Origin of the sequence: Methylomonas montana (genome assembly GCF_030490285.1) — a bacterium.
In the GTDB taxonomy this organism is placed as follows: domain Bacteria; phylum Pseudomonadota; class Gammaproteobacteria; order Methylococcales; family Methylomonadaceae; genus Methylomonas; species Methylomonas montana.
Window position 1 is genome coordinate 3285192 of sequence record NZ_CP129884.1, and the last position, 15348, is coordinate 3300539.

At 51.2% G+C, this 15348-nt stretch carries 11 protein-coding genes; 4 read left to right on the forward strand and 7 right to left on the reverse strand.

Annotated elements, in window-relative coordinates; all coding sequences use genetic code 11:
* Positions 1–164: 164 nt before the first annotated feature.
* The 3 genes from QZJ86_RS15135 to gap form a co-directional block, all read right to left on the reverse strand.
* Positions 165–821, reverse strand: coding sequence for a hypothetical protein (locus QZJ86_RS15135; RefSeq protein ID WP_301671299.1), 657 nt, complete (start codon positions 819–821; stop codon positions 165–167).
* 559 nt (positions 822–1380) lie between these two features.
* Positions 1381–2817, reverse strand: coding sequence for a pyruvate kinase (pyk, locus tag QZJ86_RS15140; RefSeq protein WP_301671300.1), 1437 nt, complete (start codon positions 2815–2817; stop codon positions 1381–1383).
* 9 nt (positions 2818–2826) lie between these two features.
* Positions 2827–3840, reverse strand: a complete 1014-nt coding sequence (gap, locus tag QZJ86_RS15145; RefSeq protein ID WP_301671301.1) for a type I glyceraldehyde-3-phosphate dehydrogenase — start codon at positions 3838–3840, stop codon at positions 2827–2829.
* A gap of 266 nt (positions 3841–4106) precedes the next feature.
* Between gap and ylqF the strand changes: the two genes are divergently transcribed.
* On the forward strand, positions 4107–5012 hold the full coding sequence (gene ylqF / locus QZJ86_RS15150) for a ribosome biogenesis GTPase YlqF (protein ID WP_301671302.1): 906 nt from the start codon (positions 4107–4109) through the stop codon (positions 5010–5012).
* Here ylqF and nadA read toward each other — a convergent pair.
* From nadA to QZJ86_RS15165, 3 genes are all read right to left on the reverse strand, one after another.
* Positions 5009–6106 carry a quinolinate synthase NadA gene (gene nadA, locus QZJ86_RS15155; RefSeq protein WP_301671303.1) on the reverse strand — a complete coding sequence of 366 codons (1098 nt, stop codon included), beginning with the start codon at positions 6104–6106 and terminating at the stop codon, positions 5009–5011. The two genes, ylqF and nadA, sit on opposite strands and share 4 nt — an antisense overlap.
* A 251-nt stretch (positions 6107–6357) precedes the next feature.
* The gene (fabV, locus tag QZJ86_RS15160; protein WP_301671304.1) at positions 6358–7554 is read right to left on the reverse strand and encodes an enoyl-ACP reductase FabV; all 1197 of its coding nucleotides are present in this window, start codon (positions 7552–7554) and stop codon (positions 6358–6360) included.
* 115 nt (positions 7555–7669) lie between these two features.
* Positions 7670–8230 (reverse strand): DUF2780 domain-containing protein, encoded by a 561-nt coding sequence (locus QZJ86_RS15165; protein ID WP_301671305.1) that lies wholly within the window; start codon positions 8228–8230, stop codon positions 7670–7672.
* 307 nt (positions 8231–8537) lie between these two features.
* Between QZJ86_RS15165 and QZJ86_RS15170 the strand changes: the two genes are divergently transcribed.
* The 3 genes from QZJ86_RS15170 to QZJ86_RS15180 all read left to right on the forward strand — a co-directional run bounded on the left by QZJ86_RS15170 (position 8538) and on the right by QZJ86_RS15180 (position 13966).
* Positions 8538–9467: a ZIP family metal transporter gene (locus tag QZJ86_RS15170; protein ID WP_301671306.1), complete on the forward strand. Its 930-nt coding sequence runs from the start codon at positions 8538–8540 to the stop codon at positions 9465–9467.
* 87 nt (positions 9468–9554) lie between these two features.
* The gene (locus QZJ86_RS15175) at positions 9555–10229 is read left to right on the forward strand and encodes a TMEM165/GDT1 family protein (RefSeq protein WP_301671307.1); all 675 of its coding nucleotides are present in this window, start codon (positions 9555–9557) and stop codon (positions 10227–10229) included.
* Positions 10230–10237: 8 nt separating this feature from the next.
* Positions 10238–13966, forward strand: coding sequence for a bifunctional diguanylate cyclase/phosphodiesterase (locus tag QZJ86_RS15180; RefSeq protein WP_301671308.1), 3729 nt, complete (start codon positions 10238–10240; stop codon positions 13964–13966).
* Between the two features lie 39 nt (positions 13967–14005).
* Here QZJ86_RS15180 and rnd read toward each other — a convergent pair whose 3' ends face one another.
* The gene (gene rnd, locus QZJ86_RS15185) at positions 14006–15154 is read right to left on the reverse strand and encodes a ribonuclease D (RefSeq protein WP_301671309.1); all 1149 of its coding nucleotides are present in this window, start codon (positions 15152–15154) and stop codon (positions 14006–14008) included.
* Positions 15155–15348: the final 194 nt, after the last annotated feature.

Here is a 15348-nt window from a genome sequence, read left to right on the forward strand (position 1 = left end):
GTCCGAATGCTCAATAGTCATCTAGGGTTGTCAATCAGCAGAAACATAGCCATATTACGCCGGATGCTTACCTTTACACAATAACCGCTAGTGCGCCCGCGTAGGTGGGCTGCGGGCTTCCAAAAAACCGCAAATGTGACCACAGGTATATTAGTGATGCTCGTTTATCTAAGGTTATTACCTCTTTTGCTTGCGATACGAATACCTGCAAATCCAATAACCATCAAGAAAAGAACGCTTGGTTCAGGAACGGAAGGTGTAATATTTTCAGTTGAACCAAAGGTGCCTTGGAAGTTATCGATGATGTATCTGGGAGCCTGGTTTTGAGAAAAGTCAAATGTTGCATAGGATGCAATTCCAGAAAAACTTAGGCTGACAAGTCCTTCAGGGAAGCTACTAGGATTTGTTCCATTTGGCAATGTAAAATCTGAGAGAACATTGGTTGTTGCTAGCAATAGATTTGATGCGTCAAAAACATTAAAAGTAACGCCATCAACCAATCCAGTGCCTAAAAGCATTGCAAAACCAAATTGAAATGTATTTACAGCGCCATTCAGAAAATCAACTCGTAAATCTGGATTTAGTGAGGTAGTGCCTTCAAGGCCAGGCTCATTAATGTAGGATTGATTCGGACCCGGCCCAGCGGTATTGAACCCAGAAGGATCTGTGGTTGAAAAAATGACATCATTTATTGAGTCACCATCACCATCAAAACTAAAGCTAGTAGCCCCTGAAATAGCATTGTCAAATGCAATTGTTGCGGCATTAGCTGTCTGTGTTGTAACGATAAGTAGTAATATTTGAAGAGTTTTATTTAACATATTTTTTCCTCTTTTAAGTAAGTAGTTCAAAGTGTTTTCAGAACAGTAGGGCGAGCCACTATCATTCTTAATATCAATAAGAAATATTTATACCAATATTGGGTCTGTATTTAATCTCAACCAGTTAACAACCAATTCAATTCACATTGCGTAAAAAAAGACTGGTACTAAATACTAGCATAACAACTGATTACCCGCCATTCTCCAGAACGACTGTAAAGTTTTTCGACGATAGTGTGCCGAATCACCATTTTGGCTAAAGATAAGCTTTCATACAAAATGAACTTGGTATTTTGAACCAAAAGGAAATAGGGAGGGGGCAGATCACATTTTTTCTTCGGGTCCCTTTCTTTAGGTACTTTCTTTTGGCGACGTAAAAGAAAGTATTTCGTCCGTCAGTGCGAAAACCGACTTTAAAAAACAGTCGTCCCGATAGCAACACGACAAACGGATGCAATAGCCAATTTCCGGGGTAACGTCCATTTGTTAAATCCCAGACACAAAAAGGGAAGTGTCGCTTGCGCAACACCTCCCTTTCAGATCAACCGACTTTTAAAACTTAATCTTCGGTCACGTTGATGACTTTCAGCGAATTGGTTCCGCCGCTGGCGCCGGTTAAATCGCCTTTGGTTCGAATCAATGCATCGCCCGCTTTCACTACACCACGCGCTTTCAAAGCCTTAATCAGGCTTTGAGTCACGCTGGCCGATTCCATCTTTTCCTTGGCAAACGGAATGGGGAACACTCCCTTGTACAGAGTCACTCGGCCCAAAGTACGCTCGCAACTGCTGAATGCAAAGATAGGGATATCGGAGCTGATTCTGGACATCCACAGCGGCGTAGAACCCGACTCGGTCAGCGAGGCAATACCGGCGATTTCGGTATGATTCGCCATGTACATCGCAGACATCGCGATAGCCTCGTCGATACGCGAGAAATTATCGGTCATCCGGTGCATGGACTTGGTCACGCTCGGTTGTTTTTCGGTCTCCAGACAGATGCGCACCATAGCTTGCACGGTTTTAACCGGATGCTTGCCAGAGGCGGTTTCCGCAGACAACATGATCGCGTCGGTGCCGTCGACGATGGCGTTGGCGACGTCGAACACTTCCGCACGGGTTGGGATCGGATTTTCGATCATCGATTCCATCATCTGAGTCGCGGTGATCACGGCCCGGTTCAACTCGCGTGAACGTTGGATCAGCAGTTTTTGCGCCGCCGGCAGGTTGGCATCGCCGATTTCCACACCCAAGTCGCCGCGCGCCACCATGATGGCGTCGGATGCCAGAATGATTTCGTCGATGACTTCCATCGCTTCCGCGCGTTCCACCTTCGCAACCAAGCCGGCATAACAACCTTGCGCTTCCAGCAGACTACGGGCTTCGTTCATGTCAGCCGCGGTACGTGGAAACGAAATCGCCACGTAATCGGCCTGAATCACCGCAATGGTTTTGATGTCTTCTTTGTCTTTATCCGTCAAAGCCGCCGCAGACAAGCCGCCGCCCAACAGGTTGATACCTTTGTTGTTGGACAAATCGCCACCCACCACGACTTTAGTGTTTACGCGGGTATTGTCGATGACATTAACCACATCCAACACCACCCGACCGTCATCCAGCAACAGGCGGGTACCCGGCTTGACTTCGCGCGCCAATGGCTCGTAGCTGATGCCCACTTGCGTGTTGTCGCCATCCAGTTTGCCTAGATTGATATCCAAGGCAAAATCCTGACCTTCTTCCAGCCAGACTTTGTTTTCTTTAAAGCGCTCGATACGGATTTTCGGACCTTGTAAATCGGCCAGAATACCGACGCGGCGCCCGGTTTGTTTGCTGATTGCTCTGACCCGGTTGGCGCGATCGATATGATCCTGCGCCGAGCCGTGCGAGAAATTCAAGCGGACAACATCGATACCGGCTTCGAACAAATCCTCGAGTACGCCGGGTTTGTCCGTGGCAGGTCCCAGCGTAGCTAGGATTTTGGTTCTACGTAACAGCATGTAATCCCTTTATTTGGCGTTGAATAATGCAACGGTAGTGTCAAGCATACGGTTTGAGAAACCCCATTCGTTATCGTACCAAGACAGCACTTTCACGAAGTTGCCGCCGGTCACTTTAGTCAAGGATGACTCGTAGATAGATGAATGTGGATTGTGATTGAAATCAGAAGACACCAATGGCTCGTCGTTGATTGCCAGGATACCTTTCAAGGAACCGGCAGCTGCTTCACGCAAAATGCCATCGATTTCTTCTTTTGTGGTGTTGCGTGAGGCCTGGAAGCACAAATCCACCACAGAAACATTGATGGTAGGTACGCGCATTGCAAAACCGTCCAGTTTGCCTTTCATTTCCGGCAATACCAAACCTACCGCGGCAGCGGCACCGGTTTTGGTGGGGATCATGGATTGAGTCGCGGAACGGGCACGGTGCAAGTCGCTGTGATACACGTCAGTCAACACCTGGTCGTTGGTGTATGAGTGGATAGTGGTCATCAAACCGTGATCCACACCAATGGTATCCATCAATGGTTTAACCAGTGGCGCCAAGCAGTTAGTGGTGCAAGACGCATTGGAGATAACGGTATCGGATGCTTTCAGGCTGGTGTGATTGACACCGTAAACCACGGTGGCGTCGACATCGGCACCGCCTGGCGCTGAGATAATGACTTTTTTCGCGCCGGCGGTAATGTGAGCAGAAGCTTTGGCTTTGCTGGTGAAGAAACCGGTACACTCGTGAACCACGTCGATACCCAGCTCAGCCCAAGGCAATTTAGCCGGATCTCTTTCAGCCAAAACACGGATTCTATCGCCATTGACCACAATGTAATCGCCGTCAACAGACACTTCGAAAGGGAATTTACCATGCACGGTATCGTATTTGGTCAAGTGTGCATTGGTTTTGGAATCGCCCAAATCGTTGATCGCGACGATCTGAATCTCGCTAGTGCGACCAGATTCGTACAAAGCGCGCAAGACATTGCGACCGATACGACCATAACCGTTAATTGCAACTTTAATTGCCATAGAGTTTTCTCCGGGATGAGTGTGAAAGACTTGCGTCGAGATGTGCCGAAAGCACCAAAAATAGACTGGATTGTAGCAAAAACCAGCATTCTACGTCTACCGTCGCCATACGCTTAAACCTGCCGAGCCGCTAATCGGTTGTCAACAATCATCGCCAACAGGACTTTCCTGACCACTTGCCGCCTATTTCCATCGGCTCGCCGAAAAATAGCGTGGCCCAACTACGGTACAATAAGCGCCTATCCAGATATATAGAGACACAAAATATGCAAATTCAATGGTATCCCGGCCATATGCACAAGGCCAGCAAGGAGATCAAGTACGCCTTGCCTGACATCGATTTGCTGATAGAAATCCTCGACGCCCGCATCCCATACAGCAGCCAAAACCCGATGCTGGCCGGTTTGCGCGGCGACAAACCCACCATCCGCGTGCTCAGCAAAACCGATTTGGCCGATCCCGACCTGACCCGAGAATGGCAAGCTTATTTGGAACGGGAACAAGCGGTGAAAACTTTGGCCGTCACCACGCAACAGCCGGAAAAAATCAAACAGATTATCGACTTGTGCGCCAAGATGCTGCCGGAGAAAACCGCAGCCAATAAGGTGATCCGTACCATGATCATGGGCATCCCCAATGTCGGCAAGTCCACCATCATCAATGTGCTGGCCGGCCGCACCATCGCCAAAACCGGCAACGAACCGGCCGTCACCAAGCAACAGCAGCGCATCAATCTGCCCAACAACATCGTGTTATCCGACACGCCCGGCGTGCTATGGCCGAATGTGGAAAATCGCCACAGCGGTTACCGGCTGGCGGTGACCGGCGCGATCAAGGATACCGCGTTTCAACATGACGACATTGCCCTGTACGCCCTGGAATACTTGACTAAAGCCTACCCGAGCCTGATCCAGCGACGTTATCAACTGGAAACCTTGCCCGGCGAAGCATTGAACTTGCTGCAAGCCATCGGCGCCAAGCGCGGTTGCTTGCGTAGCGGCGGTATAGTCGAACTGGACAAGGCCGCTAAATTGCTATTGAACGAACTCCGCGCCGGCACCTTGGGCCAAATCACACTGGAAACCCCGGAGATGATAGAAGCGGAAATGGTGGAACTGGCCACGATTCGCGAGGAAAAAGCGACCAGGAAAGTAGCGAGAAAGCGGCGTTAGGACGCCAGCAACATATTATCCAGCGCCTTTTTCGCCAGCGCCGCCTGCTCGGCAGGCACGGAGACTTGATTGACCACATGGCCCGCAGCCAGATTTTCCAGCACCCAGCACAAATGCTGCGGATCGGTGCGGAACATCGTCGAACACATGCTTAAGGTCGGCGCCATGAAATGTACACTTTTGCCTTGGGCTTTGCATTCCTGAGCCAGACGGTTGACCAGATTCAATTCGGTCGCCACCAGCCAACGGGTATTAGGGGCTGCCTCGCGGACTATTTTCAGAATCATCTCGGTGGAACCGATGTAATCCGATTTTTCACACACTTCAAAGCAGGCTTCTGGGTGGGAAATCACGATGGTTTCCGGGTGTTTTTCCTTGAACGCATCGATCTGCTCCGGCTGAAACGCCTGATGTACCGAACAATAGCCTTTCCATAGAATGATCTTGGCGTCGCGGATTTGCTGTTCAGTCAAGCCGCCCATGGGTTTGTTGAAATCCCATGTGACCATCTGTTCCAGCGGAATACCCATCCGATATCCGGTGTTGCGCCCCAGATGCTGATCGGGGAAGAACAGCACTTTTTCGCGTTTCGCGAAGCTCCAGTTCAGGATTTTCTCGGCATTCGACGAGGTGCAGACGATGCCGTCATGCTGGCCGCAAAACGCTTTCAAATCGGCGGCGGAGTTAATGTAAGTCACCGGCGTCACGGCGTTTTCCACGTCGATCACTGTCGCCAGCTCGTCCCAGCATTGCTGCACCTTCACTTTATTGGCCATATCGGCCATCGAGCATCCGGCAGCCATGTCCGGCAAAATGGCTATCTGCTCCGGACGCGACAGAATATCGGCCACCTCGGCCATGAAATGCACGCCACAAAACACGATGTATTCGGCTTCCGATTGCGCGGCTTCCCGCGACAGCTTCAGCGAATCGCCGTAAATGTCGGCATGTTTAAATACTTCATCACGTTGATAATGATGACCAAGCACGATGCAACGCTTGCCGAGCTTAGCCTTGGCCGCCGCGATGCGGGCATCGCATTCGGCATCATCCAGCAACGCATAATCGTGAATTGGTAAGGCGGTGGTAGTCATATTTAACCTAAAAACAAGATAAACAGCGGATTGTTAATCACGCAATCTCGAGAACGTAAATGCATAAAACAAAATCGGTCATGCGGCAGCCGGAGCCGGAAACCATGAAAAAGTTCCGAACCGCCTGCCAAATCGACATCTCTCGCGGACAAAACAATTAAATCGGGACTCTTCAGCCGATTTCAAGTCACAGATCCATGTCGGACAAAGTCCTGAAAGCGGCTTGTGAGTAATAGCTAAGTAGCCGGCACCTAAAAATTGGTAACTACCTGCGGGCTGGTGTCTGCATCGTAATCAACACCTTCCAGACCAAAACCGAACAGTTTCAGGAAATCGTCGCTGTAGGCTTGGTAATCGGTAATCTGCATCAGATTGTCCTCGGCAACCTGCGGCCAGATCGCTTCCACCTTGGCCTGTACCGCAGGATCCAATTCTTTCTCGTCGACGCGATACCGATTGGCCTGATCCAGTCGCGGCTGTTTGCTGTATAAACATTCGGTAAACAAGCGCTGGATTTGTTCGATGCAATGCTCGTTTGTGCCATTTTCCTTCATCACCTTGATCAAAATGGACAAGTACAAGGGCATCAACGGAATCGCCGAACTGGCTTGGGTCACCAAGGCTTTCAGCACAGCGACATGCGCGCCGCCATTTAAAGCTTGCAGACTATCATTGATAGCGAGCGCTGCGCGATCCAGATCTTCCTTGGCCTTGCCGATCGTCGCCTGACCGTAGATCGGCCAGGTCAATTTGTCGCCCAGATAGGTGTAGGCCACGGTTTGCACGCCATCCGCCAATAAATCGGCTTGTTTCAATGCGTCTATCCACAACTCCCAATCCTCGCCGCCCATCACTTTGACGGTGTTGGCGATTTCTTCGTCGGAAGCCGGCTCAAGCGTAATATCGTTGATTTTAAGGGTATCGGTATTCAAATTTTTCGAGGTGTGTGCATGACCGATGGGCTTTAACACCGAAGCATAGACCTGGCCAGTGACCGGGTCGGTACGGCGCGGTGACGCCAGACTGTACACCACCAAATCGACCTTACCCATGTCGCTTTTCAGCCGCTCGATGACCTGATTTTTCACCTCCGTGGAAAAAGCATCGCCATTGATGGTATAGGCATACAAGCCTTCGGCGGCAGCCGCTTCGTGAAATGCCGAAGTATTGTAATAACCGGCCGACGCAGTTTTATCTGTCGGCGGTTTTTCAAAGCAAACCCCCAAGCTACTCGCACCGCCCCCAAAGGCCGCGGTGATTCGCGAAGCCAGGCCATAGCCGGTCGAACAACCAATCACCAATACATTTTTAGGGCCGGCAATCCCGGTTTTTTCGGTTACGCTGCCTTGCGCTTTGGTATAGGCGATTTGCTCTTTCACGTGAGCCGCGCAACCTTGTGGATGGGCGTTGGTGCAAATGAAACCGCGAACTTTTGGCTTAATAATCATCGAGCAATCCTGTGATAAATCTAATTATTGTTGAGAGTAAATATGTCTCGCGAAGCGATGACAGATGATAAGCAGCGGCAAACAGCCTTTAATTCGGCTTGGCCCGCCGTTTAAATTAATATAAAGCGCGCTCAAGCAGACTCATTGCGCCAGCGCCGCTTTGGTTTTGCACATACTGCAACACCACCGGCACAAACTGGCTGACCATAGACGGACTCATCCCCAGCGACTGAAACGAGCCAGCCAAGGCCGCCAAGCCGCCGAGTTGGCCGCCCATCAAGGTTCCGGCCGCGCCGAGCAAGGCGGACGATTCCGATTGTGCAACCCGTTGCGGCACTGCCGACAGGTATTGATCCATGCCCGGCACACTATTGCCCAGCTGCGAAAAATCGCCTGGGTTCATGCGTTGCTGCGCCACCGAGAAGATCGAGCCTACCCCGCCCAAGGCCTGTTGCGGGCTGATGCCCAGTTGCCCGACCAGAATATTGACCAAACCCAGCTCGGCCGATACCCCAGCACCGTTAGCTAAGGGATTGGTCGAACCCGCCCCGTAATACGGCGCTGCTGGGGCGCTGCCAGCTTGCGGCATACCCAATGCGAATGTCTGTCCGGTATAGGGCTGCTGCGCCGCGCAACCGGCTATGCTTAACATCGCGCCGACTGCTGCAAAACTCATCAAATATTTCATATGCTTAATACTCCAGCTAAAAATCAATCTTGAAAACGCGCACAATCCAATCGCGGCAAACTAACGATTTGTCGGCACATCCGAGTTACGCGGACTTTAAATCCAAATACCTCACCGACACAATCGCATCGCTTAAAAACGCGCATCGCGAATTTCCCGCCGCTTTCCAATATAAATCCACAGGATTACGACTATGGTAGACATCGCTCCGGCAAACATTATCCGGAAACATCGGCTATTTTACCGAATTAAGTATAATCGCGGCTTTCGCCACATCATCGAAAGGGTAAAAAACATGCTGAATATTCAAAAAACTTTCGAAGATTACTATCTTCGATTACAGGCCCATCCCAAATATCTGCAAGTGATGACTTTGCCGCTATTGCAGCGCTGGGGCGTATTTATCGGCTTGTTCCTGGCATCGCAAATTCTGGTATTCGGCAGCCTTTATCTAATTTTCGACAAGGTGGTGGTGATCGGTTTTCTGGCGAGCGTATTGGCCGGCTTAGCCACCGGCATCGGCGCCTTACCGGCCTTATTTTTTAAAAACATTTCCGACCGGCTGTTTAATGGCTTATTGGGCGCGGCGGCCGGTGTAATGCTGGCGGCCACGGCATTTTCTTTACTGGTGCCCGGCATGGATTTCGGCGAACAAGTCTGGCCCGGCAAAGGCCTGTGGATCGTTTCGGCCGGCATGATGATCGGCGCGCTGTTTTTGCACTTTGCCGACAGCCGGTTGCCGCATTTGCATTTTGACACAGTTAGCGATCATTCCCTGGATTCGCTACAAAAAATCTCGCTATTTATCATCGCCATCACCATCCACAATTTTCCGGAAGGCATGTCGGTGGGTGTCAGTTTTGGTTCCGGCGACATGAAAAACGGCTTGGTGTTGTCGATTGCGATTGCCTTGCAAAACTTGCCGGAAGGTCTGGCGGTGGCCTTGCCGCTGGTCGGGTTGGGTTATAACAAATGGAAAGCAGTCGGCCTTGCCACCCTCACCGGCCTGGTAGAACCAGTCGGCGGTTTGCTGGGCATTACCATGGTCACGCTGTTTGCCTCGATATTGCCGATCGCGATGGGTTTTGCCGCCGGCGCGATGCTGTTCGTGATCAGCGAGGAAATTATCCCGGAAACTCACTCCAAAGGCCGTTCCAGAATCGCCACTTTTTCATTGATGATAGGCTTCATCATCATGATGATACTGGACAAGATATTGACTTAGAAACTCACAACAGGCGAAAGATAAAAGGTGAAAGTCTAAAACGCCTTCTACACTTTCATCTGCCATCTTTCGTCTACAACATCGCGTATGGACTCCCTGAACTCTCTGATCTCCCACCTAAACTCGCTACACTTATCCGAATTGCTGGCAACCGGCGGTACCAGCTTCGCGCTAATTGCTGCAGCGGAAATCGGCGATAAAAGCCAGCTGGTCTGCATGACCCTCGCCTCACGGCATCGGCCGACGCCGGTACTGTGGGGAGCAATCGCTGCCTTTGCCTTGTTAAATACCCTGGCGGTAGTGTTTGGCACGGCAATCGCCAACTGGCTGCCGGAGTATGTCGTAGCCGCCACAGTGGCATTGCTGTTTGCGGTATTTGGTTTACATGCCCTACTCAACCATGACGACGCTAGCGATGACGAAGAGATCGTGGAAAAAAGCGGTCACGGCATTTTTTTCACAACCTTCCTACTGATTACCGTTGCCGAATTCGGCGACAAAACTCAGCTGGCTGTCGTGGCTTTCAGCAGCACCGCACAGCCGCTGTCCGTTTGGCTAGGATCGACGCTGGCACTGGCGTTTACCTCGGCGTTGGGCGTTCTGGCCGGCCGCACCGTGCTGCAAAAAATTCCATTGTCGCTGCTGCATAAAGTCAGCGGACTATTTTTCCTGATTTTGTCGGGCGTGGCTGCTTACAAAGCTTACCAAAGCTTGCTTGCCGCCGGTTTATTGCCCCAGCTTCAAGTCTCCATCCTGCTTTGACGCAATCCATGACATTCTTCAATTACCGTTGGCGCGACCTGCCGGCGATAATCGCTCTGGCCGGACTCTATGCGTTGGTGGCCAAGATCGTGCTGAGTTATTTCGCGGAAACCGGCAATGTTACGTTGATATGGTTTTCCAGCGGACTGGGATTAGCGGCACTGATCTTACAGGGCCTCCGCTATTGGCCCGGCATCTTCATAGGCGCCCTGGCCGCCGGCTTGCTGGTGGACGATTCTTTTGGGCTGTCCACTGCAATCGCCACTGGCAATACGCTGGAATCGGTAACCGCCGCCTACTTACTAAAACGCAACCCGCATTTTTGCTTGGAGCTGACCCGTCCTCGCGATTTTATCTGGCTGAGTTTAACCGGCGCCGTTTGTTCATCAATCAGCGCAGCCATCGGACCTTGGGCTTTATATTGGGCGGGCTTCATACCCATGCCGGCCATGCCGCAAACGGTTTTGCACTGGTGGATGGCCGATGCCTTCGGCATTGTCACCGCCACGCCGATGTTACTGGTTTGGCACAACTGGCCAAGCCAATGGTTCGCCGAAAAACGGGGCATGGAAGCTTTACTGCTAATCTTACTCACCCTGTTTGTTGGTGAAGTGGTATTTCTCGAAACTTTCCAGTCGTTATTTGGAAAATTCGCGCGTGGTTATTGGATGTTTTTGTTCTCCATCTGGGCTGCCGTCCGCTTCAATCGCCACGGTGTGACCTTGATTGCCAGCTTAATCACCATCCAGGCTTTGCTTGGCGCCGCCCATCATCAGGGCTTCTTCGGCGACGACTACCAGAAAAGCGACTTGTTAAACCTTTGGTTTTATATCTTGGTGCTGTCCTGGACCGGAAACACGCTGGCGCTGGCGCTGCACAACCAGAAACTCATTACCCAAGGCCTGGCAGATAGCGAACGGCGCTTAAAAGCCATTATCGACGCCTCCCCGGTACCGCAAGCCGTTTATGACGTTCAAGGCAACATTACCCTGGTAAATCCTGCTTTCATCAACACCTTGGGATATACGCTGGCCGATATTCAAACGCTCGACGAATGGTGGCCGAAAGCGTATCCGGATCCTGCCTACCGTCAGCGGGTCATGGCCACTTGGCAAACCTTAGTGGACACCTGCCAGCAAACACAAACCTTCGAAACCATACAGGCCGACATCTGTTGTAAAAACGGCGAGATACGCACCGTGCGGGCCGGCTCGGTATCCTTGGGTGCATCCTATGTCGGTACTAATCTGGTCATTCTGTTCGATATTACCGAACAACTTAAATCCGACAAAGCGCTCGCCGAATCCAACCTGTTGCTACAAACCATTCTCGATACCCTACCGATTCGGGTGTTCTGGAAAGACAAACTTTCACGCTATCTGGGTTGTAACAGTTTGTTCGCCAGAGATGCCGGCAAAAATAACGCTGCCGAATTAGTCGGCCGCCGCGATGCCGAACTGGTCTGGCAAGCGCAAGCCAACCTCTATCAAGCCGACGATCTGAGCGTGATGGCCTCAGGCCAAGCTAAACTTAATTTCGAAGAGCCGCAAACCACACCTGCTGGCAGCACTATCTGGCTGCGCACCTCTAAACTGCCCTTGTATAACAGCGACCAGCAAATCATCGGCGTATTGGGCGTATACGACGACATCACCCAAAGCAAACTCGATCAGCAAAAGCTAGCGGAATCGATCTCACTACTACAGGCTACCTTAGAGGCGACCGCCGAAGGTATCCTGGTCGTCAACTTGCAAGGCCATATCAGAAGCTTCAATCGGCGTTTTCTGGATTTATGGCACATATCACACAGCCTAGTCCACGAAGGCGACGAAAGCGGTCAATTGCAATCCTTTGTCGTCGGCCAGATCAAACATCCCGAACAGTATTTGGACAGAATCTACGAACTTTATGCCCAACCGGCTCAAGAAAGCTACGACTTGATTGAATTCAACGACGGCAGGCTGATGGAGCGCTATTCGCGTCCACAACGCATCGGTGACGAGATTATTGGCCGGGTATGGAGTTTTAGTGATGTTACCGAACGCAGCCGGAATGAAGAAAAATTACGGTTGGCGGCACTCGTTTACCAAAACAGCAGCGAAGCAATGGTCGTCACCGACGCCGATAACACTATCCTCAGCATTAATCCGGCCTTTACCGCGATGACCGGCTATGAGGCTGAAGATGTGATTGGCAAAGATCCGCGCATTCTCAGTTCCGGCGAACATAGCACCGAATTTTACCGTGAGATGTGGCAGGCGATTAATGCCACCGGCACTTGGCGCGGCGAAATCAAAAATCGCCGCCGAGATGGCCGACTTTACGACGAAGAACTGACCATCAACACCATTTATAACGCCGATGGCACCGTGCAACGCCGGGTAGCGCTGTTTTCCGACATCACCCAGCGCAAACAATCCGAGGATCAAATCTGGCAACAAGCCAATTTCGACCCGTTGACCGGCTTACCCAACCGGCGCATGTTCCGCGATCGCCTGGAGCAGGAAATCAAAAAAGCGCACCGGATGGGGCAATTATTCGGCTTGCTGTTTATCGACCTGGACCGTTTCAAGGAAATCAACGATACGCTGGGCCATGAAATGGGCGATCTACTGCTCAAGGAAGCCGCCTGGCGTCTGAAAACCTGCGTACGCGAATCCGATACCGTGGCGCGACTGGGTGGCGACGAATTCACGGTTATTCTCAGCGAGCTGGATTGCGTCGAACATTCCGAACTGATTGCCAAAAACCTACTGCAAAAACTTAGCGCCCCTTTTAGTTTGGACGACGAGTTGGTTTATGTATCCGCCAGTATCGGCATTACCTTTTATCCCGACGACGGCAGCGAGTTGGGCCAATTGTTGAAGAATGCCGACCAAGCCATGTACGCCGCCAAAAATCAAGGCCGCAACAGCTACAGCTTCTTTACCAAAGCCTTGCAGGACGCATTGCAGGCGCGGGCCGCCCTGTTGAGCGATTTACGCATCGCGCTGGCGGATAATCAATTTACGCTCTGCTATCAGCCTATCGTCGATCTGCTAAACGGTGAAGTACATAAAGCCGAGGCCTTGCTACGCTGGCAACATCCCAGCCGCGGTTTGATCAGCCCCGCTGATTTTATACCGCTGGCGGAAGAAACCGGCCTGATCAATGAGATTGGTGATTGGGTATTTCAAACCGCGGCTAATCAGGTCGGCGCCTGGCGATCCGACATCCACGCCGAATTTCAAATCAGCGTCAATAAATCGCCGATCCAATTTCAAAACGCCAGCCACTCGCCCAACCATTGGTTTGAGTATCTAAAACAACTGGGTTTATCCGGACAAAGTATTGTGGTGGAAATTACCGAAGGCTTGCTGCTGGATGCCAATCTTGCGGTACACAATCATCTGATGGCTTTCCGCGACGCCGGCATGCAAGTGGCAATCGACGATTTCGGCACCGGCTACTCGGCATTGTCTTATCTAAAAAAATTCGACATCGACTACCTGAAGATCGATCAGTCCTTTGTGCAAAATTTATCAGCCGACTCCAGCGATTTTGCGCTCTGCGAAGCCATGATCGTCATGGCACATAAACTGGGATTAAAAGTCATTGCGGAAGGTGTGGAAACCCAGCAACAGTGCGACTTATTAACGTCAATTAACTGCGATTACGGACAAGGCTATCTGTTTGCCAAACCGCTGCCAGCCGAGCTATTCGAACAGCGATTCGGCAGGACGGGAAGCAGGGAATAGCAAGAAACTTTCGACCCACTACGCCCTCTCTCATCGTGACTAAGCCTTATTGATCACCACGGCGTCCGCTTTCAAACTCAAGGTATAGTCGCCTTGCAGCAAACCTTGTAACTCCCGTCCGACCATGTTGTAGCGCCAGCCCTGCAACAGCAGACAATCTTCATCGCCAAACAATAATTGTTCCAGATCCTTACGGGTCGCCAGGATGATAGGATTTAAGGAATTTTCCTCGGCGCGGATCCTGACCACCGCGCTCAATACATCCATTATCGCTTCGTGCTGTTGGGTCTTCTTGGCGGCTTGATCTTTTTCGGCCAAGGGTTTGGGCGGCCGTTGGCGGGCGCTGTCGATCAATTCGCAGATCACTTTGCCGTAACGGTTGACGGTACGGTCGTTAATATTGCGGATCTTGGCGAGTTCGGCCAGTGTCACCGGCTGCAATTTGCCGAGTTCCAGCAGCAAATCGTCTTGCAGCAGCCAGCTGCGCGGTTTATTTTCCTGCTGCGCGGTGCGCTCGCGCCATTCGGTCAGACTTTGCATGATAGACAATTGCTTGCCGGTCAGCTTGTTTTTACCCCGGATCTTCAACCAGGCGTTTTCCGGCGACAATTGGTACAGCTCCGGATTGTGCAATAAGGCAAAATCGCTTTCCAACCAGTTCAAGCGACCCAATTTATCCAACTGCTCGCACATTAGCTTGTAGATTTTGCACAGATAAATCACGTCATCGGCAGCATATTGGATTTGATCCTGGCTCAACGGCCGCTCCGACCAATCGGTGCGGGTATGCGCCTTGCTGAGATTGACGTTCAGAAAGCTGGATACCAGCATTGCATAACCCGGATTTTCCTGAAAACCCAGCAGCGGCGCGGCAATCTGGGTATCGAAAATCGGGGCGGGAATTCTGCCGGTAATCTGGTAAAAAATTTCCAGATCTTGGCGACAAGAATGCAACACTTTGACAATATTGGGATTGTAAATCGCCTCGAACAATGCGGATAAATCGGCAATCGCCAGGGGATCGACGCAAGCCACCCAGCCCGGCGCGGCAATTTGCAGCAAACAGAATTTGGGATAATAGGTTTTTTCGCGGAGGAATTCCGTATCCAGCGCGATCCAAGGCTCCTGACTGATTTGTTGGCAAAGGCTGGCAAGTTGATCGGGGCGGTCGATGTATTGAATGGTCATAGTCACTATGGCAAATAAACGGGACGGCCGCTAAACGGCCTGGCCGGCTATTTTACTCCGCCGACAACAGAATAACTTAAATATTGGCATCAGCGACCATGACGCTAGACGGGAAAATTTCCCTTTTAACTTCAAGCTATGGAGCGTAATCAACTGCTTGGTTACCATGCAGGGTTTGTTTTGTATTGACTCAG